This is a genomic window from Streptococcus mitis, assembly GCF_001579045.1.
GTDB classification, from domain to species: domain Bacteria; phylum Bacillota; class Bacilli; order Lactobacillales; family Streptococcaceae; genus Streptococcus; species Streptococcus mitis_D.
Genome location: NZ_KQ970261.1, coordinates 377,989 through 401,150, shown reverse-complemented (window position 1 = coordinate 401,150; position 23,162 = coordinate 377,989). Strand labels below are relative to the sequence as shown.

Annotated in this window: 19 protein-coding genes; 18 read left to right on the top strand and 1 reads right to left on the bottom strand. The window is 39.5% G+C overall.

Annotation, left to right across the window (positions count from 1 at the left end; all coding sequences use genetic code 11):
* Positions 1 to 38: 38 nt before the first annotated feature.
* Positions 39 to 926: a fructokinase ScrK gene (gene scrK, locus SMIDD28_RS01850; RefSeq protein WP_061424284.1), complete on the top strand. Its 888-nt coding sequence runs from the start codon at positions 39 to 41 to the stop codon at positions 924 to 926.
* Positions 927 to 968: 42 nt separating this feature from the next.
* On the opposite strand, the gene SMIDD28_RS01845 is transcribed toward scrK, so the two are convergent.
* Positions 969 to 1,586: a TVP38/TMEM64 family protein gene (locus SMIDD28_RS01845; protein WP_000076168.1), complete on the bottom strand. Its 618-nt coding sequence runs from the start codon at positions 1,584 to 1,586 to the stop codon at positions 969 to 971.
* Between the two features lie 480 nt (positions 1,587 to 2,066).
* On the opposite strand from SMIDD28_RS01845, the gene SMIDD28_RS01840 reads away from it, so the two are divergent.
* The 17 genes from SMIDD28_RS01840 to SMIDD28_RS01760 all read left to right on the top strand — a co-directional run bounded on the left by SMIDD28_RS01840 (position 2,067) and on the right by SMIDD28_RS01760 (position 23,162).
* On the top strand, positions 2,067 to 2,282 hold the full coding sequence (locus SMIDD28_RS01840; RefSeq protein WP_061424283.1) for a hypothetical protein: 216 nt from the start codon (positions 2,067 to 2,069) through the stop codon (positions 2,280 to 2,282).
* Positions 2,283 to 2,307: 25 nt separating this feature from the next.
* The gene (locus SMIDD28_RS11800) at positions 2,308 to 3,069 is read left to right on the top strand and encodes a DUF6261 family protein (RefSeq protein ID WP_061424281.1); all 762 of its coding nucleotides are present in this window, start codon (positions 2,308 to 2,310) and stop codon (positions 3,067 to 3,069) included.
* A 107-nt stretch (positions 3,070 to 3,176) separates the two neighbouring features.
* A complete protein-coding gene (locus SMIDD28_RS01830; RefSeq protein WP_061424279.1) occupies positions 3,177 to 5,045 on the top strand; it encodes a P-loop NTPase fold protein in 1,869 nt (622 codons plus the stop codon).
* A gap of 126 nt (positions 5,046 to 5,171) precedes the next feature.
* Positions 5,172 to 6,743 (top strand): type I restriction-modification system subunit M, encoded by a 1,572-nt coding sequence (locus SMIDD28_RS01825; protein WP_061424277.1) that lies wholly within the window; start codon positions 5,172 to 5,174, stop codon positions 6,741 to 6,743.
* On the top strand, positions 6,733 to 7,728 hold the full coding sequence (locus SMIDD28_RS01820) for a virulence RhuM family protein (protein WP_061424275.1): 996 nt from the start codon (positions 6,733 to 6,735) through the stop codon (positions 7,726 to 7,728). Before SMIDD28_RS01825 ends, SMIDD28_RS01820 begins: the two co-directional genes overlap by 11 nt.
* Complete coding sequence (locus SMIDD28_RS01815; RefSeq protein WP_061424273.1) at positions 7,728 to 8,972, top strand: restriction endonuclease subunit S; 1,245 nt, start codon at positions 7,728 to 7,730, stop codon at positions 8,970 to 8,972. The genes SMIDD28_RS01820 and SMIDD28_RS01815 overlap by 1 nt, the downstream gene beginning before the upstream one ends.
* A 74-nt stretch (positions 8,973 to 9,046) precedes the next feature.
* Positions 9,047 to 9,589: a restriction endonuclease subunit S gene (locus tag SMIDD28_RS01810; protein ID WP_080351997.1), complete on the top strand. Its 543-nt coding sequence runs from the start codon at positions 9,047 to 9,049 to the stop codon at positions 9,587 to 9,589.
* Between the two features lie 56 nt (positions 9,590 to 9,645).
* Positions 9,646 to 12,690: a type I restriction endonuclease subunit R gene (locus tag SMIDD28_RS01805; RefSeq protein WP_061424271.1), complete on the top strand. Its 3,045-nt coding sequence runs from the start codon at positions 9,646 to 9,648 to the stop codon at positions 12,688 to 12,690.
* Positions 12,691 to 12,824: 134 nt separating this feature from the next.
* Complete coding sequence (locus tag SMIDD28_RS01800; protein ID WP_061424269.1) at positions 12,825 to 13,229, top strand: YbgA family protein; 405 nt, start codon at positions 12,825 to 12,827, stop codon at positions 13,227 to 13,229.
* Positions 13,213 to 13,578, top strand: a complete 366-nt coding sequence (locus tag SMIDD28_RS01795; RefSeq protein WP_061424267.1) for a TIGR02328 family protein — start codon at positions 13,213 to 13,215, stop codon at positions 13,576 to 13,578. The genes SMIDD28_RS01800 and SMIDD28_RS01795 overlap by 17 nt, the downstream gene beginning before the upstream one ends.
* 189 nt (positions 13,579 to 13,767) lie before the next feature.
* A complete protein-coding gene (locus SMIDD28_RS01790; protein WP_061424265.1) occupies positions 13,768 to 14,061 on the top strand; it encodes a helix-turn-helix domain-containing protein in 294 nt (97 codons plus the stop codon).
* A gap of 351 nt (positions 14,062 to 14,412) precedes the next feature.
* On the top strand, positions 14,413 to 16,662 hold the full coding sequence (gene metE / locus SMIDD28_RS01785; protein WP_061424263.1) for a 5-methyltetrahydropteroyltriglutamate--homocysteine S-methyltransferase: 2,250 nt from the start codon (positions 14,413 to 14,415) through the stop codon (positions 16,660 to 16,662).
* Between the two features lie 103 nt (positions 16,663 to 16,765).
* The gene (metF, locus tag SMIDD28_RS01780; RefSeq protein ID WP_061424261.1) at positions 16,766 to 17,632 is read left to right on the top strand and encodes a methylenetetrahydrofolate reductase [NAD(P)H]; all 867 of its coding nucleotides are present in this window, start codon (positions 16,766 to 16,768) and stop codon (positions 17,630 to 17,632) included.
* A gap of 726 nt (positions 17,633 to 18,358) precedes the next feature.
* Positions 18,359 to 20,572 carry a polyribonucleotide nucleotidyltransferase gene (pnp, locus tag SMIDD28_RS01775; RefSeq protein ID WP_061424259.1) on the top strand — a complete coding sequence of 738 codons (2,214 nt, stop codon included), beginning with the start codon at positions 18,359 to 18,361 and terminating at the stop codon, positions 20,570 to 20,572.
* Positions 20,573 to 20,587: 15 nt separating this feature from the next.
* Complete coding sequence (cysE, locus tag SMIDD28_RS01770) at positions 20,588 to 21,205, top strand: serine O-acetyltransferase (protein WP_061424257.1); 618 nt, start codon at positions 20,588 to 20,590, stop codon at positions 21,203 to 21,205.
* Between the two features lie 234 nt (positions 21,206 to 21,439).
* Positions 21,440 to 22,783, top strand: a complete 1,344-nt coding sequence (cysS, locus tag SMIDD28_RS01765; protein WP_061424255.1) for a cysteine--tRNA ligase — start codon at positions 21,440 to 21,442, stop codon at positions 22,781 to 22,783.
* Positions 22,776 to 23,162 (top strand): Mini-ribonuclease 3, encoded by a 387-nt coding sequence (locus SMIDD28_RS01760; protein ID WP_000567929.1) that lies wholly within the window; start codon positions 22,776 to 22,778, stop codon positions 23,160 to 23,162. Before cysS ends, SMIDD28_RS01760 begins: the two co-directional genes overlap by 8 nt.

Here is a 23,162-nt window from a genome sequence, read left to right as displayed (position 1 = left end):
TATGCTATAATAAAGAAAATAAAAACAAGAGGTTTATCATGACAAAATTATATGGAAGCTTGGAAGCGGGCGGTACAAAGTTTGTCTGTGCTGTCGGTGATGAAAACTTTAACGTTGTAGAAAAAACACAATTTCCAACAACAACTCCAATCGAAACAATCGATAAAACCATTGAGTTCTTCTCAAAATTCGACAACCTTGCTGGTCTTGCAGTTGGTTCATTTGGGCCGATTGATATTGATAAAAACTCAAAAAATTATGGCTTTATCACAACGACTCCAAAACCAAACTGGGCAAATGTGGACTTGCTTGGTGCCCTTCGTCGCGCCCTAAACGTGCCAATGTACTTCACTACAGACGTAAACAGCTCTGCTTATGGTGAAGTGGTTGCCCGTAACAATGCTGGTGGCCGTATCGAAAACTTGGTTTACTACACAATCGGTACAGGTATCGGCGCAGGTGTCATCCAACGTGGTGAGTTTATCGGTGGTGTGGGTCATCCTGAGATGGGTCATTATTATGTTGCTAGACACCCAATGGATATTGAAAAAGAATTCAACGGTGTTTGTCCATTCCACAAAGGCTGTTTGGAAGGCTATGCAGCTGGTCCAAGTTTGGAAGCTCGTACAGGTGTTCGTGGGGAAAACATTGAACTCAATAACCCTGTTTGGGATGTTCAAGCCTACTATATCGCTCAAGCTGCGGTTAATGCGACAGTGACTTTCCGACCAGATGTGATTGTCTTTGGTGGAGGGGTCATGGCTCAACAACACATGCTGGATCGTGTCCGTGAGAAATTTACATCTCTTCTTAATGGCTACCTACCAGTACCTGATGTGCGTGAATATATCGTGACTCCAGCAGTCGCAGGAAATGGTTCTGCTACTCTTGGAAACTTTGTCCTTGCAAAAGAAGTTTCAAAATAAAGCACAAAATCCGCTTGGGAAACCAAACGGATTTTTTATGTGTCAAAGCATTTGCCAGAAGAAGTCGATAATATAGGTCAGACCGTAGGTATAAACCACGAGGGTAAAGGGTTTGGTCAGAATGATGATGGTCATATAGCGCTTGAAACTCATCTTGGTCAGGGCAGCCAGCATACAGAGAAAGTCAGCTGGACTAATGGGCCAAATCATCATAAAAATAAAGAAACGGTCAAAACGATTGCCCTTATCTAACCAACCGATATACTTGTCATAGGTGCGCTTGCTGACGACAGACTGGACAAAGGCAGCCCCATAGAGGCGCACCAGATAAAAGATAATGGCACAGCCAATCACGATACCAATATAGTTGTAGATAGTCCCGATGATATGGCCGTAGATAAAGACCCCAGCCACCGAGGTCAAGGCCCCAGGAATGATAGGGACGACAGTCTGTAAAATCTGTAAAAAGATAAAGAGAGGTGGCCCCCAGATACCTGCCTGCTGGATAAAGGCAGAGAGGGTTTCCTTAGACTGTAAAATTCCAGCCTGATAAGCCCAAATACAGAAAATCAAACTTCCAACCCCACCGACAATCGATGAGATATTGATAACTTGCTGCAGAAGGGGAGAAACAGCTTTCATTTGTTTATCCTGTGACATGTAAACTCCTCATAGATAGTATATTTCTACTATACCATATTTTGGAGGAGAAAGGGGGAAAGAGTGTTTTTGATGAGGAATGGATAGTGAATAGGCCTTCGAGACTTAGAACAGGTCTCTTTCCTAAAGTTTACATGTATTCTAACTTTAGAACAATCGTCATTCCATAAATTTAAAAGCAATCTACGTTTCGAATAGCTTATCTGAGAGAGTTTTAAGATCTTCTAGCTTTCGAATAGTCGTCTTCCCTAAAGTTTATATGTATTCTAAAGTTAGAAAAGTTAAAATCTAAAAATAGTAAGAGTCTCTATCTGATGGACGGTATGTATGTCTAGTCAGATAGAGATTTTTTAATTTGGAAATGTCTGATTTGTCCTGAAAAGTACATTTTAGATGGAAATAATGACAGTTGAGCGGATGGGAGTCGAAATGGTTTGGAGAACTGTTAGAATGGATGTATCAACTTAAAGGAAAAAATTGATGAAGAAAGTTAGAGATGATGAGGAGAGTATGCTATCGACACTTCCTTTATGGGGGCTTCTATTTTTGGTCTGTGCATTGTTTCAAGTCTTTGTATTTAAGGATAGACCTTTGATTCAACATGGTAGACAAGGAAGCATTGTAAAAACAGATCAAAAACAGGTCTATCTTCCAGAACTAATCCAGTCTTTGTTTGATCAAGAAGATAATAAATGATTCGTTAAATAGAAAGGATATCATCATGACAAAAATATACGCTATTCGCCCACTTAGTTACAGCAACTTTACCAACCGTGAATTTGAAAGCCTGATGATGGATACTCATCAAAGTTTGGCAACTTTTTCTAAGGCAAACAAGGATGAAGCTATGTATGCCAAACATTTGGAACTCTTCAAGACCAAGCTAGATGATTTTCAAGCTCAACTTGCGGCGGTGGAAACGAAAGAATCTAGTAATCTGACAGAAGTTGATCGCAATCGTGATAGTGCCTTGGTCGGTCTCTTTACCCTTCATAGAGGATTTGCTAAGATTAAGGATGCCAAACTCAAAGAAGCTCATGAAACTCTGAAACCAGTCTTTGCCAAGTACAAGGACATCACCAAGCACAGCAATGATGTACAGACGGCAGAAATCAAGAGCTTGCTCAAAACGCTTAGTGAAACTCCCTATCATGAGGCAGTGACCAGCCTAGGACTGACACCTATGCTGACGGCGGTGATCAATGCTCAAGAGGAATATGACCAAGTGGAAAGTAAGGCGCGTGCTTCTAAGTCTGCCAAGGAAGTTGGCAAGACTAGACAACTCCGTACCGAACTTTCAACCAGCTACGACCTCTTTATGCGCTATACCGCAGCCAGTGCAGAAGCTTACCCTGAAAAGGAACACCTGACTCAACTTCTCAAGGAACTCAATAGCATCCGAGATAGCAAGCGACGTCTTATTACTAGTAGCAAGAAAGATAAAAAGACCAAACCAGCAGAACCAGCCCAAGCAGCAGGATAAAGACAACCCCTTAGAAGCGGATTTCTAAGGGGATTTTTGTGGTTTCGTGGTATAATTTTGGTAAACGTTTAAGGTTATAAAATAATTTATTTTTAGAAAGAGATACTATGGATGATAGATTTATTACATTAAAGCACATTGATACCTCTGTAGCAGCTAAAAATGTCGCTAAATTGCTTGAGGAAAATAAAACTTATTTCCTAAATGGGAACTGGGGTTCTGGAAAAACAGAATTTCTAGTTGAAGTTGGTAAGAATACTAATAAAAAATTAGTTACGATAGACTTTTGGAGATTAAGTGATAACCGCTCAACAATTGAAATTATTTTTTCAAAATTACATCCGTGGAAATACAAGTTTTTAAGGTTTTTCATAGTTTTATGTGTTGCATTATCAATCCTAATGACAAATGTAGTTGATTTGGGTTTAAGTTCTTTTTTTGAATTTTTTGGTGTTAAATTAATAGTTGGTAGTATTATCTTACTAGTAGCAATATATCAATTTTTCAAAATCAAATCTGATGGATTTTACAGTTATTTGCTAACATTTAAGTATTTTTCAATAACTCGAAACGTTCTAGTTATTGATGATTTTGATCGAATGTCTAACAACCAACAAGAGGAGAGTTATAAAGTTTTTAGTTTGCTTAATGGCAAACTTCCAATTATTTTTGTTGGAGATATTGAGAAAATGCATCTTAACGACAATAATTTCCTTTCAAAAATTATTGATAGACGGATAGAACTACCATTTGTTCTTCATCCATCAAATATTTGGCAAGATTATTTTGAGTTGTTAAGTAAGAAACTCAATATGAGCTTGTCAGATGATTTTTGGAGAAGGTTTAGCTTTGAAAACAGAAACTTGCGAGATCGCAATCATTTTAATGATTATGTTAATCAAGAATTTTTTTCAAGGGGTAAGTTGGGACATGTCCAAGAGGAACAGCAACTTTGGATTATCTATGCGTATCTTTTTTATCCTGAATTATACCAACAACTATTAAAGAATGAAGAAATAAAAGTTAAGGATGATGAAAAAACTAGTTTTATATGGATGTTCAAGTTTGGGCGAAGCATACAAGAAATATTGTGCGATATTCAGCAGTCAGATTTTAACCAATATCCACCAAGCTATAAGAAGAATAGATTAGCCTATTTCCTCTATGAAGAATCTCTAAATCGTACAAAAGAGGAATTTGATACATTACTTGAAATAAATGGTGATGAGTTATCAAGAGAGTTAAGAGAGGCAAATTACAACACAGATTTTTATCAATATCTCTCAAGTGAATATAAGTCTCTTTCAGATTCTCTAAAAGAACGATTGTTACGTCTTACCATACAAGAGTCTATGAAATCGTTTAATAGCCCAGCGATGAACTATATTGTCGAAGAAAAATTGAGTGAAGAGATTCCTAGTTATGAGAGAAATTCTCCGTTAAGTAAGGAAACGATAGTTAGAATTGTAGATTTTTGGGAAAGTATTCTTAAAAATGAGGGTCTAGATAAATCTGAAATTATTTATTTTATGGAAAAGCATAGAGTACTTAGCTTCTATGATTTGGGACTTCACTATACAAAACTAGAGATTCATAATGAAAATTTTGCTAAGCTAAATAGAAAAGATTTCTTCCTATTGACGTATCTAAGTGCGGTTAATAAATTTGGGAAATTTAAGACTTGGGATAGTAGTATATGGCATGCAATAGATTGTTTTGGAGATAAAGAATTTTTGTCATTTTGGAAATTTCAAAGCATTCTTTCTAGTGATGATAATTATTTTGATTTTGATATTGTTTCATCAAATAAGACCTATATTCTTTGGATTGCTAGATATGAATTTGAACCCCCACATAAATTGGAAAATTATATGGAGGATGTTATTGAAAAGATTCGTCCAAAACTTGAACAGCTGAAATCAAAAGGCTTTACGTTTGTAGAAAAAATAGATGGGGAACATAGACGTAGAGATTAGGATTTTAAAATTTGGGAATTTTTCTAATTCATTGCTTATTTTAACTGTTATACTAAAGTTAATTTTTAGTAGTGAAAATATGATAAAATAAAGAGATAATACATTTATTTAATAAGGAAAGTAAAAATGGCAAGCAAAGAAAATACAGAACGCAAGGAGCTGCATCGTAAAATTTGGGCGATTGCGGACGATGTTCGTGGTGCTGTAGATGGTTGGGATTTTAAGCAATATATCCTAGGTATCCTTTTCTATCGCTTTATTTCAGAGCATATGGCCGATTATTTTGACCGCGCTGAGCATGAAGCTGGCGACTTAGAATTTCGTTATGCTGAATTGAGCGACCAAGAAGCTGAGCAAGATTTCAAACCAGGGACAGTTGAGGATAAGGGATTTTTTATCCTTCCGAGTCAACTATTTGAAAACGTTATTGAGAATGCCTCGCAAAATGAAAACTTAAACGAAGACTTGGCCAACATTTTTCAAGCTATTGAGAAGTCAGCGATTGGGTTCAAATCAGAGGATGATATCAAAGGTTTGTTTGATAACTTGGATACACGAAGTAATATCCTTGGTGGAACTGTTCCAGAAAAAAATAAACGACTTTCTGACATTCTAAATGGTATCAATAGCATTAACTTTGGTAACTTTGAGGAAAATGACATCGATGCCTTTGGCGATGCTTATGAGTTTTTGATTTCCAACTATGCAAGTAATGCAGGAAAAAGTGGGGGTGAATTTTTCACACCTCAGACAGTCTCTAAACTACTAGCTCGCCTAGTGATGGTCGGCAAGGACAAGATTAACAAGGTTTATGACCCGACATGTGGCTCAGGGTCACTCCTTCTTCAAATGAAAAAACAATATGAAGACCATATTCTAGAGGATGGATTCTTTGGTCAAGAAATTAACATGACCAACTATAACTTGGCTCGTATGAATATGTTCTTGCACAATATCAACTACAATAACTTTGATATTAAGCGAGGAGATACCCTTTTAAATCCTCAGCATTTAGAAGAAAAGCCATTTGATGCTATCGTTTCTAACCCTCCGTATTCTGTCAAATGGGTGGGAGATGGAGACCCAACTCTGATAAATGATGACCGTTTTGCGCCAGCTGGTAAGCTAGCTCCTAAGTCAAAAGCTGACTTTGCCTTTATCATGCATAGTCTCAATCACTTGTCCAATAAAGGTCGAGCAGCTATTGTATGTTTTCCAGGTATTTTCTATCGTGGAGGAGCTGAAAAGACCATTCGTCAGTATCTAGTAGATAACAACTTTGTTGAAGCGGTTATTTCCCTTCCAGACAATCTCTTCTTTGGAACTTCTATCGCAACTACAATTTTAGTTCTGGCGAAGAATAAACTTGAAAATAAAACACTCTTTATTGATGCAAGTAAAGAATTCAAAAAAGAGACTAACAACAATGTTTTGACGGATAGCAATATCGAACATATAGTTGAATTATTCTCTAATTATCAAAATGTTGACTATAAATCTGCTCTTGTTGATAATGATGTGATTGGTTCAGAGCAGGATTATAACCTATCTGTTTCAACCTATGTCGAACAAGAAGATACACGTGAGAAGATTGATATAGATGTGCTCAATCAAGAAATTGCAGAAACTGTAGCTAAGATTGACCATTTGCGTGTAGAAATAGACAAGATTGTAGAGGAATTGAGCCATGGCAAATGATGTAATTCTCTATAGAACTGATGACGGGGAGTCTGCTATTGAACTCCACTTGGATAATGGAACGGTTTGGCTGACCCAACAAGAACTAGCTGAGCTCTTTCAAACTTCCAAGCAAAATATTAGTAAACATATCAAGGCTATTTTTGAAGATGGAGAATTATCGGAAGAGGCAACTGTCAACTATAAGTTGACAGTTCAAAATGAGGGGAATAGAAGTGTTCAGCGAAATGTCGCCTACTATAATCTCGATATGATTTTGGCGATTGGTTATCGAGTTCGATCTCCTCGTGGCATTCAGTTCAGACTCTACGCTTCGACAGTCTTGAAAGAGTATCTGATTAAGGGCTTTGCCATGGATGATGAGCGTCTGAAAAACTTGGGTGGAGGCTCTTACTTTAAAGAACTTCTTGAAAGAATCCGAGATATCCGCTCAAGTGAAAAAGTCTTTTACCGTCAGGTTTTAGATCTTTTCGCAACATCTAGTGACTACAATGCAAATTCAACAGAGGCAAAGAAATTCTTTGCGACGGTTCAAAACAAGATGCATTATGCCATTCACCACAATACTGCGAGCGAACTCATCTACAATCGTGTTGATAGTGAAAAGGAGTTTATGGGCTTGACTACTTTTAAGGGAGACCTTCCTACTTTATCCGAAGCAAAAGTTGCCAAGAACTATCTGACAGAAAAGGAACTCCGTGGACTTAATCAGCTTGTATCAGGATACCTAGACTTTGCTGAAAGACAGGCAGAGCGAGAAGAAGTCATGACTATGGCTGACTGGGTAACACACGTAGATCGTATCCTTCAGGCTACTGGAGAAGACTTGCTGGACAATAGTGGTTCTATCTCTCGTGAACATATGAAGCAGAAGGTAGATAAGGAATATAAGAGCTATCAAACCAAGACCCTCAGTCAAGTTGAAAAAGATTACCTCAAGGAAATTAAAAACATTGAAAATCTAGCCAAGGAAGGAGGTAACTGATGAATATCCTAGAAGAAATCCAGAACTGTCCCGTTGAGTGGAAAGAGTTGGGGAAAGTGGCACATTCCATAAAAACAGGTTTAAATCCTCGTAAATTTTTTCAATTAAATACTTCTGACGCTTCGAATTATTATATTACTGTACGAGAAATAAGAGGACATAAAATTGTTCCATCTGAAAAAACAGATTTAATAAATAATGATGGATTGATGTTATGTCAGAATCGATCTAATCTTGAAATTGGAGATGTTCTTTTTACGGGTACTGGGACAATAGGAAATGTTGCCATAATTGAAAAAACTCCAACTAATTGGAATATAAAAGAAGGAGTCTATGCTATTAAACCTAAAAAAGAGCAGATATGTTCTAAATTTTTGATGTATTTGTTTGAGTCCGAAAAGATTAGAAAGGATATAGAAGGACGAAAAGCAGGAGGAACAGTTAAAAGTGTTTCAATGGCTGAAATGAAAAAAATCAAAATCCCCATCCCTCCTCTGGAAATTCAAGAAAAAATAGTGCAAACACTTGACAAATTCACGGATTATGTTACAGAATTGACCTCACGTAAAAAGCAATATTCTTTTTATAGAGATAAACTGTTATCATTTGAGGATGAGGTTTATCAGGTTGAGTGGAAGACACTTGATGCAGTTTCTGAAAGAACAAGTAATATTTCTTGGAATAAAATTGGAGATGATGAAAAATTTAAATATATAGATTTATCGTCAGTAGATAGAGTTTCTAATAAGATTACTGAGACTACATCAATAACTAAATCAACTGCTCCAAGTAGAGCTCAAAAGATTGTCAAATCAAATGATATTATCTTAGGTACGACAAGGCCAACTTTGAAACGTTTTACTAAAATTACAGATGACTACAATGACCAGATTTGTAGTACAGGATTTTATGTTTTTAGAACAAATGGTGAGGTTTTACCTAACTACGTATATCATATATTTTCATCAAGTGATTTTTATAAATACTTGGAAGAAAATCAGAGTGGAGCAAGTTATCCAGCAATTTCTGATGCTTTGGTAAAGAAGTATAAAATTCCCGTCCCTTCCCTTGAAATCCAGTCACGTATTGTTCAAGTTTTGGACAACTTTGACAAGGTTTGTAATGACCTCAACATCGGACTTCCCAAGGAGATTGAACTACGCCAAAAACAGTACGAATATTTTCGAGAAAAACTCTTGACATTCGTCGCCGAAGGCGAGTACACTGAGAGTAGAGTAGAGTAGAGGAGTGGGACAACTCCGCTATTATCAAGCTTTTACAGTGGGTATTTGGTTCAATTCGAGTGAAGTTGGGTGCTATGGCACGTTATAGCAAAGCTAGGATAGAGGCTACGAAATTGACTTCGGAGAATTATGTTGGGGTGGATAATTTGTTGCAAGATAGAAATGGGAAAACAGTCGCCACTTATTTACCTGAGCAAGGAAGTTTTACAGGTTATGACCAAGATGATATTTTGATTGGGAATATTAGACCTTACCTTAAGAAAATATGGTATGCTAATCAATCTGGTGGAACCAATGGAGATGTGCTGGTTATTCAAAATTTATTTCCTTCTTGTTTGGAAAGTCAGTATCTTTATTATGTTTTATCAGACGATCGTTTCTTTTCCTATGATATGCAGTATGCAAAAGGTTCAAAGATGCCTCGTGGAGATAAAGCAGCGATTATGCAGTATAGCTTTATTCTCCCATCCCTTTCCGAGCAAGAGAGAATCGTCTCCATTCTTGACAATTTTAACACCCTAACCAACTCTCTTTCTGAAGGTCTTCCAAAAGAAATCGAACTAAGACAGAAACAGTATGAATACTGGAGAGAACAATTATTAAACTTTACTAGATAAATTCTTGAATCATTTTGAGAAAGAATCTCAATTAATACAATAAAAGGAAGCATACTATGGTTGATTATTCAAAAGTACATGAAGTAATTGCGGAAACAAATGAAGGGATTCTCTTGGCTGAGTATCAACCAGAGTATCGCACAGATAGAGAATTTCAGTCTGAGGCAGATTTGGAAAGACAATTGCTTATGGATTTAGTCAATGGTCTCAATTATGAACGATTGGATATCCATACACCTGCGAAGCTTTTAGCGAACGCAAAGGTCCAAATTGAAAAGCTTAATAAGGTTACGTTTACGGATGCTGAATGGCAACGTTTTGTAGTCGAGTATTTAGATTGTCCCAATGAAGGTTTGATTGAAAAAACACGAAAAATCCAAGAAAATCATATCTATGACTTTGTTTTTGATGATGGACGGATTAAAAATATTTTCATCCTTGACAAGAAAAACATTCACAACAACAGTATGCAGGTCATCAACCAAGTGACGCAAGTGGGGAGTCATACAAACCGTTATGATGTGACCATTTTAGTCAATGGACTTCCGCTAGTTCAGATTGAATTGAAGAAGCGTGGAGTTAGTCTACAAGAAGCCTTTAATCAGGTTCACCGTTATAGTAAGGAAAGCTTTAACAGCGAAAATTCTTTGTATAAGTATGTTCAGATTTTTGTGATTTCGAATGGCACTTATACACGCTACTTTGCAAATACAACAGCTCAGAATAAAAATCACTATGAGTTTACCTGTGAGTGGGCAGACCGTAAGAACAAGACTATTCACGAATTGGAAGATTTTACTGTTACTTTCTTAAGCAAGCGTGTCCTCTTGGAAGTTTTGACCAAGTATTGTGTTTTTGATGTGGATAATACCTTGCTCATCATGCGTCCTTATCAGATAGCAGCAACTGAAAGTATATTGCGCAAGATTCATTCTTCCAATGAAATGAAGAATTTTGGAACCATCAATGCTTGTGGTTATATCTGGCATACGACAGGGTCAGGGAAAACCTTGACCAGTTTTAAGACTGCGCGCCTAGCGACAGAGTTGGACTACATTGACAAAGTGATATTCGTTGTAGATAGAAAAGACTTAGACTATCAAACTATGAAGGAATATCAAAAATTCCAACCAAATTCAGTCAATGGTAGTAACAATACAAAAGAACTACAACGCAGTATCGAAGAAAATGATGATCGAATCGTTGTCACAACTATTCAAAAGTTAAATAAGTTTATCACTGCGAATCCTAATCATGAAGTCTATGCTAAGAAATGTGTCTTGATTTTTGACGAGTGTCATCGTTCTCAGTTTGGGAAGGCTCAAAAGCGCATTAAGAAGGCATTTAAACAGTACGCTCTATTTGGTTTTACAGGGACACCGATTTTCCCAGAAAATAGCTTGACGGGTGAAACAACGCAAGAAGTTTTTGGAGAGCAACTTCATAACTACGTTATCACGGATGCTATTCGAGATAAAAAAGTCTTGAAGTTCAAGGTTGATTACAACTATATCAAGCCTGAAATCAATAAGTATAGAGAAGCTGAAAAAGCAGTTGGCCGAGAGATTGATGAGAAGAAACTCAAAAAGATGGAGAAGGAGCTACTTTTACATCCAGAACGGATAGCAACCATCACAGAATACTTACTTCGTGTGTATAATACAAAAACACACCGAAATCAACACTATACTCATAAACAAAAACAATTGTCTGGATTTAATGCTATGCTAGCTGTACAAAGTATTGAAGCAGCAAAATTATACTATGAAGAACTCCAGCGACAGCAAGCAGCTTTACCAGAGGCTAAGCGTTTAAAAGTTGCGACTATCTTTAGCTTTGCACCTAACGAAGAACAGTCAGCTTATGGAGAAATTCAAGATGAAGAGATAGAACCTCAAGATACAGCCATGCCTCTATCTTCTAAAGAGTTTCTTTCTAGAGCGATTGATGATTATAATCACATGTTTAAGACCAACTTCTCAGCTGATGGGAAGGAGTTTCAAAATTACTATCGTGACCTTTCCAAACGCGTTAAATCCAAGGAAGTGGATTTGCTGATTGTGGTCGGTATGTTCTTAACGGGATTTGATGCCCCGACTATGAATACACTCTTTGTCGATAAAAATCTACGTTATCATGGTTTGATTCAGGCCTTCTCGAGAACCAATCGGATTTTTAACAAGGTTAAACCTTTTGGGAATATTGTTTGTTTCCGTGATTTAGAAAAGGCTACGCAAGAAGCTATTAAGACTTTTGGAGACACCAATAAGCTTGAAATCATCTTAGAAAAAAGCTTTAGCGAATATATGGATGGTTTCGTGGATCAAGTAACGGGTATCGAGGTCAAAGGATATACTGCGGTTTGTCAGGAAATTCTGGAAAGATTCCCGAATCCGCAAGAAATTGAAACAGAGCATGATAAGAAGGAGTTTGTTAAGTTATTTGGTGAGTTGTTGAAGCTTGATAATGTTCTTCGAAATTATGACGAATTTCAAGAAATCGACAAACCTATTTCAGAAGGTTATCTTCAGGATTTAAGAAGCACTTATGTGGAAATTCGAGATGAATTTTTGAATCTTAAGAACTATGAAAAGGCCAAGGACTTGGATATTGATCTTTCAGATGTCGAATTTGAGATTGAACTCCTAAAAACAGATGAGATTAACCTGGACTACATTCTTGCATTGATTGTTGAAAAATCGAAGAATTCTGAGTCTAAAGAAGTAATGAAAGCAGAAGTTAGTCGTGTAATTCGTTCTAGTATCGATATTCGTGCCAAAGAAGAGTTGGTTATCGGGTTTATCAATGACACTGATTTGCAAAAATTGAAAGACCATGATGGGATTATCAATGCTTTCTATGAATATGGCAAGGAGCGCAAGAAAATCGCAATCCATGACCTAGCTGATTCTGAGAAACTTGTAGCTGATTACCAATTATTCATAGACAAATCAATTCAACGAGGTTATGCTGAAAACAGTGGGACTGATTTAGATTCTATTATTCCACCCACTTCTCGTAGACAGGGAGCGCGTGAACGGAAAAAGCAAGAAGTTTTACGTAAGATTCAGTTGTTAGTAGAGACTTATTCAGGTATTTAAGGATTGTTGACTAATATTTATTAGAAAAATCAGGCTCTACAAAAAATACTATTTATTCGCTCATAATTCGCTCATTTTTAAGATATAACTTTGATTCCATATTTCCGGGGAACTAGTAGAAAGTAAGGAGAAATATGGAAAATAACAACCAACGTGCCCTTTGTCAGCGACTCTGGGCGGAAAATAAATACCTTGTTTTGAGCCATTCCAGCAATATTTACAATGAGATTCGCCAACACTTGAAGAATGAACAGGTGGAAGTGAGTCAGGTTCAAGAGATGATTGATCGTGCCTGCCAGATTCCAGAACACAGAGGTCAGGTTTGCAATGCCTTTCAGCATATTTGGGGCTATTTTAAAAAGAAAGCGACAGATGCCGAGCGCAAGGACTATATGCTCTTGCTGGATTGCTACCGCTATGGTCATGCTTCCAAGGAAGACTTGGTCGCCAAGACTCGAGATTTGCTTGAACGCTATCCAAATACCTACTTGCAACATTCGACATTACTGAAAGGAGACTCCCGTGAGACTTTGGCATGAGGCTTTGATTTCACAACTTCCCCGTCCTCAACTCTTGGGGCAACATCGAGAGTGTTGCGCCCTGCGTGGCAATGGCTGGGGCAGAAAGCATGCGACGGTTGACTATGTCTTTACCCACTCGCCCTATCGTCTCTATGCCTATCATCGCTTGATAATGGAGGAGATGGCTGAACGTGGCTACAATGTTAGTTCAGAGTGGCTGGACAAGAACTACCGAGGTAAGACTTGCCCTCCTTATCAATATTTAGCAGAGGAAAAGTTGACTAGTCCTATCTATAGCGAACATGACGATGCCTATTATAAGGAGTGTCTGGATAATCTCCGAGATAAGGGGATAGAGCTGGAATAATAGTAAGGATTGTCTTCAAGTTATAACTCTTCCCGTAATTTTTTTCGAATAATAAAGATGAGACCTTTGCAATTTTTCTAAGGTCTTCTTTTTTATAAATGTTAGGATTTACTTCTAATAACTTTTGAGTTATAATCATTGAAAAAGCCAAGCGTGAACTGAAGGACTTAAAAGAAAGAGGGTTAAGTGATGAAGAATAGTGCTATTGGAAGTAACTGGAAGGATGTCCGGTCTGAGATCTTTAGCAAGGAGGAAATCCTTGAAAGTGATATGCGAGTGGCTATTATGAGTGAGCTGATTGAAGCTAGGCATGAACAAGGAATCAGTCAGAAAAAGCTAGAAGAACTCAGTGGAGTAAGCCAGCCTGTCATAGCTAGGATGGAAACAGGAAAGACAAGTCCTCGGTTGGACACAGTCTTAAAAGTCCTAGCCAGTTTAGGAAAGACACTAGCAGTCGTCCCACTTGAACAGAGAAAGAGTTGATAGGGATGAAATTACTTGGTTGGCTAAAATCATCCACTGGATAATTTTACCTCCCGTCCGCACTTTTCAGGGAAATATCAGAATTACAAAAGAAAACTAACCTATAGTCTTTTCTAATAACAAGCCATAGTCACTTATAAGAATTACTAATAACGCGTTTGAACCGTCTAACTGAAATAAAGCTATAAAACAAGCTATACAAAGGATTTGAGGCATTTTTCTCAGGTCTTTTTCTTTTGTTTAAAACAGAGATATAGTTTCAAACTATATCAAAGCCTAATTTTTTACAATTATACAGACGCTTTCTTTTCTGTTAAGATAGTTTCAACAACAAATTTTGGAGGACACATCATGTCAACTACAATCATCGGTTTCCCTCGTTTGGGCGAATTCCGCGAATTAAAATTTACAACTGAAAAATACTTTAGAAAAGAAATCTCAGAAGAAGAACTCCTTGCAGCCGCAAAAGACTTGCGTGCTAAACACTGGAACATTGTCAAAGAAAAAGGCATTACTGAAATTCCATCAAATGACTTTTCTCACTATGACAACTTCCTAGATGCGGCTTTCCTTTTCAACGTGGTACCTGCTTCAGTTCAAAACTTGGACTTGTCTGACCTTGAGCGCTACTTCGCTTTGGGTCGTGGTTACCAAGGAGAAAAAGGGGATGTTCGCGCCCTTCCAATGAAGAAATGGTTCAACACTAATTACCATTACATCGTTCCTAAATTTGAAAAAGATACTCAAGTTAAACTTGCAGGTCACAAAATTTTCGATGAGTTCCAAGAAGCCAAAGAGCTTGGATTGAACACTCGTCCAGTTCTTGTAGGTCCATTCACTTTCCTTCAATTGTCAGATTTTGAAGAAGGCGTGAAAGCAGAAGACTTCGTAGACAGCTTAGTAGCTGCTTACCAAGAAGTTTTTGCAAAATTGGCAGAACTTGGTGCGACTCGTATTCAACTCGACGAAGCTGCTCTTGTTAAAGACTTGACAGCTGAAGAAAAAGCTCTCTTCTTGAACCTCTACAACAAACTTTTGGCTGACAAAAAAGGTCTTGAAGTCTTGCTTCAAACTTACTTCGGAGACGTTCGTGATGTATACTCTGACCTTGTAAACTTGCCTGTTGATGCCATCGGTTTGGATTTCGTTGAAGGTAAGAAAACTCTTGAACTTGTTAAAGGTGGTTTCCCAGCTGACAAGACTCTCTACGCAGGTATTGTCAATGGTAAAAACATCTGGCGTAACAACTACGAAAAGAGCTTGGCTATTCTTGAACAAATCCCAGCCGAAAATATTGTATTGACAAGCTCATGCTCACTTCTTCATGTGCCATTTACAACAGCTAATGAAGAATTTGAACCAGCTATCTTGAACCACTTTGCCTTTGCAGTTGAAAAATTAGATGAGATTCGTGATTTGGATGCTATCCGCAATGGTCAAGGTGAAGAAGCTCTTGCAGCTAACAAAGAACTTTTTGCGACTGAGCGTGTTGGTGAAAATGCGGAACTTCGTGCGCGTATCGCTGGATTGACAGATGCTGACTACACTCGTTTGCCAGCCTTTGCAGAACGTGAAGCCATCCAAGAAGAAGCTTTCAAACTTCCAGCTCTTCCAACAACAACTATCGGTTCATTCCCTCAAACAAAAGAAGTTCGTGCGAAGCGTTTGGCTTACCGTAAAGGTGAATTGTCTCAAGAAGAGTACGACGCTTTCCTTGCTGAAACGATCGATGAATGGATTAAATGGCAAGAAGATATCGACTTTGATGTCCTTGTTCACGGTGAATTTGAGCGTAATGACATGGTTGAGTACTTCGGTCAAAACTTGTCAGGTTACCTCTTCTCTAAAAATGGTTGGGTACAATCATACGGTATGCGTGGAGTTAAACCACCAATCATCTGGGGTGATGTCACTCGTCTTAACCCAATCACTGTTAAATGGTCTAGCTATGCACAAAGTCGTACAAACAAACCTGTTAAAGGTATGTTGACTGGACCTGTTACCATCCTCAACTGGTCATTCCCACGTGAAGACATCTCTATCAAGGATTCTACTCTTCAAATCGCCCTTGCTATCAAGGATGAAGTGCTTGACCTTGAAGCTGCTGGTGTGAAAATCATCCAAATCGACGAGGCAGCTCTTCGTGAGAAATTGCCGCTCCGTCGTAGCGACTGGTACGAAGACTACCTTGACTGGGCAATTCCTGCCTTCCGCTTGGTACACTCAACAGTAGCGCCAGACACACAAATCCACACTCACATGTGTTACTCAGAATTTACAGATATCATCCCAGCTATCGACAACATGGATGCAGATGTTATTTCCTTTGAAGCTAGCCGTTCAAACCTTGAAATCTTGGACGAACTCAAAGCGAAAAACTTCCAAACAGAAGTGGGACCTGGGGTTTACGATATCCACTCACCTCGTGTGCCAAATGAAGGCGAAATCGACAATACAATAGAAGCCATCCTTGCTAAAGTGCCAAGCAAGAAAGTTTGGATCAACCCTGACTGTGGTTTGAAAACACGCGGTATTCCAGAAACAAAAGAAAGCTTGATCCGCCTTGTGGAAGCAGCTAAAGCTGCGCGTGAGAAATTGTAAGATAAGGATTTCTCAAGAAGCGCTGTTTGGTCATTCTGCCTGTTTCACTTGGGTTCTAAGAGTCCAGCTAACGAAAAAAATCAACTAGAAAAGGATAATGACTATGTCACGCCAAACACCGTCACTCTCATTTGAAGTGTTCCCTCCCAACCCAGCCGTGGGTAATGATAAAATTATTTCTGCTCTTCAAGATATGCAGGAGTTGGCTCCCCACTTTATCAGTGTAACTGCCAGCAATAATAAATTTAATATCAAGGAAACGACGGTTCGTTTGGCTGACTTTATTCAAAATGACTTGGCGATTCCTACTATTGCTCACTTGCCAGCCATCTATTTGACCAAGGATAAAGTTGCTGAAACTATTGCAGACTTGGACAAGGTTGGGGTGCAGAAAATCTTGGCTCTTCGTGGGGATATTATTCCTGATGTGGAACCACAAAAGGATTTCCGCTACGCAACTGACTTGATCGAGTTCATCAAGGAACAAGCCCCTCACTTTGATATTGTTGGTGCTTGTTATCCAGAAGGCCATCCAGATTCATCAAATCAGATTTCAGATATTCAAAATCTTAAGAAGAAAGTGGATGCAGGCTGTTCGAGCCTTGTAACTCAGCTTTTCTTTGACAATGAGCGCTTCTATGATTTCCAAGACAAGTGCATCTTGGCTGGGATTGATGTTCCCATTCATGCAGGGATTATGCCAATTCTGAATCGAAATCAGGCTCTTCGCCTCTTGAAGACTTGTGAGAATATTCACCTTCCACGCAAATTTAAAGCCATCTTAGACAAGTATGAGCATGACCCTGAGTCGCTCAGAGCAGCAGGACTTGCCTATGCAGTGGACCAAATTGTGGACTTGGTAACTCAGGATGTTGCCGGTGTGCATCTCTACACCATGAACAATGCTGAAACAGCAAAATACATCCACCAAGCAACACATGCCTTGTTTAATCATCAGTCCTTAGGGTAATAAAAAGCAAACCATTCTTCTCAGGTGAGGGGAATGGTTCCTTTTTAATGGTAAAGACCGTACTTTTTAAGAAAAATATGATAAAATAGACTCTGTACGTACTTGATACAAAGATGAGGGTATTTAAGTTGTAGAAGTTTGGTTAAAGTTGATTATTTTTTAAACAAAATCTGATAATGTGTGTCTCAAAAAACACGAACGGAGTGAGTATTTAAAAGATATTTCACGCTATCGTGGTATCCTAGATGATAACAATATTATTATCTAAGACGGGATTTTTGAGAGTAAAATAGTTCGGGAAACTATTTTAGCCTGAGCATAGAAATGAAAAGGCGAAGTAATTAAAAATTACCATTGAAATTCCATTGGATTTCTAAAATCATCCACTGGATAATTTTACCTCCCGACCGCACTATTTCAGGGAAATATCAAAAAGATACTTAATTGAATTTTGGCCTCATTTTTTAGGAAAAAAGATAAGCTTCCTAGCACTCATCGAGTGTGGCGTCACCTTCCTATTTTTCTACAGAAATGTTCGGCAAGCCGAACCGTCCAAAATATCTTGATTAATTGAACATGCCTACAACTCTGTGGAAAAAGATAAATCTGCCTAGGAGCAGTCGCTCTGTCGTTAGATTTCCTATTTTCCTTTGAGTTGCTTGACGGCTTAGTATCTTGATCTTTGTAGGCAAGGCGTATAATTTCATCAATCCAAAGGGGATTAAAATGACAAAACAAGTGTTTCAAACGACTTTTGCGGGTCGTGAGTTAATTGTAGAGACTGGTCAGGTTGCTAAGCAAGCAAATGGCTCTGTTGTCGTGCGTTACGGTGAGTCAACTGTCTTGACTGCGGCCGTTATGTCTAAGAAAATGGCAACTGGGGATTTCTTCCCTCTTCAAGTCAACTACGAAGAAAAAATGTATGCAGCTGGGAAGTTTCCGGGTGGCTTTATGAAACGTGAAGGACGTCCTTCAACGGATGCGACTTTGACAGCGCGTTTGATTGACCGTCCAATCCGTCCAATGTTTGCGGAAGGTTTCCGTAATGAAGTACAGGTGATTAACACCGTGCTTTCTTATGATGAAAATGCTTCTGCACCGATGGCAGCTATGTTTGGTTCATCCTTGGCACTTTCTATCTCGGATATTCCATTCGACGGACCAATCGCTGGGGTGCAAGTGGGCTATGTAGATGGTCAAATCATCATCAATCCAAGTCAAGAGCAAGCAGAGCAATCGCTCCTTGAATTGACAGTAGCTGGTACCAAGCACGCCATCAACATGGTAGAGTCTGGTGCAAAAGAATTATCAGAAGAAATCATGTTGGAAGCCCTTCTGAAAGGGCACGAAGCTGTCAAAGAATTGATTGCCTTCCAAGAAGAAATCGTTGCGGCTGTCGGTAAGGAAAAGGCTGAAGTAGAATTACTTCACGTAGACGCTGAATTGCAGGCTGAAATCATCGCAGCCTACAACAGCGACCTCCAAAAAGCGGTTCAAGTAGAAGAAAAATTGGCTCGTGAAGCTGCAACTCAAGCAGTCAAAGACCAAGTGACTGCTGTTTACGAAGAAAAATATGCGGATCACGAAGAATTTGACCGCATCATGCGTGATGTGGCTGAAATCTTGGAACAAATGGAACACGCTGAAGTGCGCCGTCTGATCACAGAAGACAAGGTGCGTCCTGACGGTCGTAAGGTTGATGAAATCCGTCCTTTGGATGCGGTTGTTGACTTCCTTCCTCGTGTGCACGGTTCAGGTCTCTTTACTCGTGGGCAAACTCAAGCCCTTTCAGTCTTGACCTTGGCTCCGATGGGCGAAACTCAAATCATTGATGGTTTGGATCCAGAGTACAAGAAACGCTTTATGCACCACTATAACTTCCCTCAATATTCTGTAGGGGAAACAGGTCGTTACGGTGCGCCAGGTCGTCGTGAAATCGGTCACGGTGCCCTTGGTGAGCGTGCTCTTGCTCAAGTCTTGCCAAGCTTGGAAGAATTCCCATACGCTATCCGTCTAGTAGCAGAAGTTTTAGAATCAAATGGTTCTTCATCTCAAGCTTCTATCTGTGCGGGAACGCTTGCCCTTATGGCTGGTGGTGTGCCAATCAAGGCGCCAGTAGCAGGGATTGCCATGGGTCTCATCTCAGATGGAAATAACTACACAGTCTTGACAGATATCCAAGGTTTGGAAGATCACTTTGGAGATATGGACTTTAAGGTTGCTGGTACTCGTGACGGGATTACAGCCCTTCAAATGGATATCAAGATTCAAGGAATCACTGCAGAAATCTTGACAGAAGCCCTTGTCCAAGCCAAGAAAGCCCGTTTTGAAATTCTTGATGTGATTGAAGCAACGATTCCAGAAGTTCGTCCAGAATTGGCTCCAACTGCTCCGAAAATTGATACGATTAAGATTGATGTGGACAAGATTAAGATTGTCATCGGTAAGGGTGGAGAAACCATCGACAAGATTATCGCTGAAACAGGCGTTAAGATTGATATCGACGAAGAAGGAAATGTGTCTATCTACTCTAGCGACCAAGATGCTATTAACCGTGCCAAAGAAATCATTGCAGGTTTGGTTCGTGAAGCCAAAGTGGATGAAGTTTACCGTGCTAAAGTCGTTCGTATCGAGAAATTTGGTGCCTTTGTTAACCTCTTTGATAAGACAGATGCCCTTGTTCATATCTCTGAGATGGCTTGGACGCGTACCAATAATGTCGAAGACTTGGTAGCAATCGGGGATGAAGTTGATGTTAAGGTTATCAAGATTGATGAAAAAGGACGTGTGGATGCTTCTATGAAGGCTCTTCTTCCTCGTCCTCCAAAACCTGAACGTGATGAAAAAGGTGAAAAATCAGAGCGTCCTCACCGCCCACGTCATCACAAGGACCACAAACCTAAGAAAGAATTTACAGAAACACCAAAAGATTCAGAATAAGAAAAGGAGAAATGTATGGGATGGTGGCGCGAAACCATTGATATCGTAAAAGAAAATGATCCAGCGGCCCGCACCACTTTGGAGGTTTTGCTGACTTATCCAGGTGTCAAGGCCTTGGCGGCCCACCGTCTTTCGCATTTTCTCTGGAAGCATGGCTTCAAACTCCTGGCTCGTATGCACAGTCAGTTTTGGCGCTTTTGGACTCAGATTGAGATTCATCCAGGTGCCCAGATTGATTCAGGTGTCTTTATCGACCACGGTTCTGGCTTGGTGATTGGGGAAACAGCAATCGTTGAAAAAGGTGTTCTCCTTTATCATGGAGTGACTCTTGGTGGAACAGGGAAGGATGTTGGTAAACGCCATCCGACCGTGCGAAAGGGAGCTCTCATATCAGCCCATGCCCAAGTTATCGGACCAGTGGAAATCGGCGAAAATGCTAAGGTCGGTGCAGCAGCAGTTGTTGTGGCAGACGTACCAAGTGATGTGACGGTTGTCGGTATTCCAGCTAAGATTGTCCGTGTACATGGTAAAAAGGATGAGCCGGTCATTCACGAAGTCGAAGAAAAACGAGAGTACTACGTCAATAAACTCGAGCAGGCTAAAGATGCCAGTCACAGATCGTCTGGGTTATAATTTATGATGATTCTTTTATCTATTAACATTTTTTAAAAGACGATATTCGACTGAGTAGGTCGTAAAGCAAAAGGGCGACTGTCAGCCCTTTTCTTGCATTTATTTGATTCTTCTTTTACTTTTTAGAAAGGAGCAAGGGATTCCGAAGTGTAGAGATATTCGGACTGAAATTTAATTGAACTCTTAGTGATGAAACTAACAGTTCTGGGATTTTGGATTTCCTGACTATGATTTATGATTAAAATCTATGACACCATGTCTCGTGATTTGCGAGAATTTGTCCCGATTGAGGACGGTAAGGTCAAGATGTATGTTTGTGGGCCAACCGTGTACAACTATATCCACGTGGGGAATGCCCGCTCAACAGTGGCTTTTGATACCATTCGTCGCTATTTTGAGTACCGTGGTTATGAGGTTGCCTATATTTCCAATTTTACGGATGTGGATGATAAGATTATCAACCGTGCCAAGGAAGAAGGTATCACGCCTCAGGAGGTGGCGGACAAGTACATCGCTGCCTTTCGTGAGGATGTGACGGCCTTGGGCGTCAAATCTGCGACCCGCCATCCGCGTGTGGTGGAATTTATGGCTGACATCATCCGCTTTGTGGAAGACTTGATTGGAAAAGGTTTTGCTTATGAGAGCCAAGGAGATGTCTATTTCCGTGTGGAAAAATCTCACAACTATGCTAAGCTGGCTAATAAAACCTTGGAAGACTTGGAGCTAGGTGCTTCAGGTCGTACCGATGAAGAAACGGCTCGTAAGGAAAATCCTGTAGACTTTGCCCTCTGGAAATCTGCCAAACCAGGCGAGATTTCTTGGGATAGTCCTTGGGGACCTGGTCGTCCGGGCTGGCATATTGAGTGTTCGGTCATGTCAACAGAGATTTTGGGTGATACCATTGATATTCACGGTGGTGGAGCCGACCTTGAGTTTCCGCATCACACCAATGAAATTGCCCAGTCAGAAGCAAAAACAGGCAAGATCTTTGCCAACTATTGGATGCATAATGGCTTTGTCAATATCGACAATGTCAAGATGTCCAAGTCCTTGGGCAACTTTATTACTGTACATGATGCCCTTAAAACCCTCGATGGACAAGTGCTTCGTTTCTTCTTTGCGACTCAGCATTACCGCAAGCCTATCAACTTTACGGAAAAGGCAGTGCGAGACGCTGAGACCAATCTCAAGTATCTGAAAAACACTTATGAGCAACCATTTACTGGAACTGTAGATGCTCAAGAGTTACAAACCTTTAAAGATAAGTTTGTAGCAGCTATGGATGAAGATTTTAACGCTGCCAACGGTATTACAGTCGTCTTTGAAATGGCCAAATGGATTAACTCAGGTAACTATGATTCAAGTGTTAAGGAAGCTCTTGCGGCTATGTTAGATGTCTTTGGAATTGTTTTTATTGAGGAAGTTTTGGATGCAGAGATTGAAGACTTGATCCAAAAACGCCAAGAAGCGCGTGCCAATCGTGATTTTGCCACAGCAGACCAAATTCGTGACCAATTGGCTGCTCAGGGAATTAAGCTCCTTGACACCAAGGATGGAGTGAGGTGGACACGTGATTGATGTCAATCTCATTAACGGGATTGCTCTAGCCTTTGAAGGGGATGCGGTATATTCCATGTATATTCGCCGTCACCTCATCCTCAAAGGCATGACTAAGCCCAATAAACTCCACCAAGAAGCGACCAAGTATGTCTCAGCCAAGGCTCAGGCTCGCCTGATTTCCCTTATGTTAGAGGAGCAAGTCCTAACGGAAAAAGAAGAAGAAATCTATAAACGTGGTCGTAATACCAATAGTCACACTAAGGCTAAAAATGCTGATGTGGTAACTTACCGTATGTCCACAGGTTTTGAAGCAGTCATGGGCTATCTCCATATGACTGAAAATATGGAGCGCCTCGAAACCTTAATTTCTTGGTGCATCCAAAAAGTGGAGGGCTAG

Excerpts from the sequence above, each read along its gene's own strand:
- SMIDD28_RS01805 (WP_061424271.1), top strand. The coding sequence starts at position 9,646 with ATGGTTGATTATTCAAAAGTACATGAAGTAATTGCGGAAACAAATGAA.
- SMIDD28_RS01840 (WP_061424283.1), top strand. The coding sequence starts at position 2,067 with ATGAAGAAAGTTAGAGATGATGAGGAGAGTATGCTATCGACACTTCCT.
- SMIDD28_RS01830 (WP_061424279.1), top strand. The coding sequence starts at position 3,177 with ATGGATGATAGATTTATTACATTAAAGCACATTGATACCTCTGTAGCA.
- SMIDD28_RS01810 (WP_080351997.1), top strand. The coding sequence starts at position 9,047 with ATGGCACGTTATAGCAAAGCTAGGATAGAGGCTACGAAATTGACTTCG.
- SMIDD28_RS11800 (WP_061424281.1), top strand. The coding sequence starts at position 2,308 with ATGACAAAAATATACGCTATTCGCCCACTTAGTTACAGCAACTTTACC.
- scrK (WP_061424284.1), top strand. The coding sequence starts at position 39 with ATGACAAAATTATATGGAAGCTTGGAAGCGGGCGGTACAAAGTTTGTC.
- SMIDD28_RS01845 (WP_000076168.1), bottom strand. The coding sequence starts at position 1,586 with ATGTCACAGGATAAACAAATGAAAGCTGTTTCTCCCCTTCTGCAGCAA.
- metE (WP_061424263.1), top strand. The coding sequence starts at position 14,413 with ATGTCAACTACAATCATCGGTTTCCCTCGTTTGGGCGAATTCCGCGAA.
- pnp (WP_061424259.1), top strand. The coding sequence starts at position 18,359 with ATGACAAAACAAGTGTTTCAAACGACTTTTGCGGGTCGTGAGTTAATT.
- metF (WP_061424261.1), top strand. The coding sequence starts at position 16,766 with ATGTCACGCCAAACACCGTCACTCTCATTTGAAGTGTTCCCTCCCAAC.
- SMIDD28_RS01815 (WP_061424273.1), top strand. The coding sequence starts at position 7,728 with ATGAATATCCTAGAAGAAATCCAGAACTGTCCCGTTGAGTGGAAAGAG.
- SMIDD28_RS01820 (WP_061424275.1), top strand. The coding sequence starts at position 6,733 with ATGGCAAATGATGTAATTCTCTATAGAACTGATGACGGGGAGTCTGCT.
- cysS (WP_061424255.1), top strand. The coding sequence starts at position 21,440 with ATGATTAAAATCTATGACACCATGTCTCGTGATTTGCGAGAATTTGTC.
- SMIDD28_RS01825 (WP_061424277.1), top strand. The coding sequence starts at position 5,172 with ATGGCAAGCAAAGAAAATACAGAACGCAAGGAGCTGCATCGTAAAATT.
- SMIDD28_RS01790 (WP_061424265.1), top strand. The coding sequence starts at position 13,768 with ATGAAGAATAGTGCTATTGGAAGTAACTGGAAGGATGTCCGGTCTGAG.
- SMIDD28_RS01800 (WP_061424269.1), top strand. The coding sequence starts at position 12,825 with ATGGAAAATAACAACCAACGTGCCCTTTGTCAGCGACTCTGGGCGGAA.
- cysE (WP_061424257.1), top strand. The coding sequence starts at position 20,588 with ATGGGATGGTGGCGCGAAACCATTGATATCGTAAAAGAAAATGATCCA.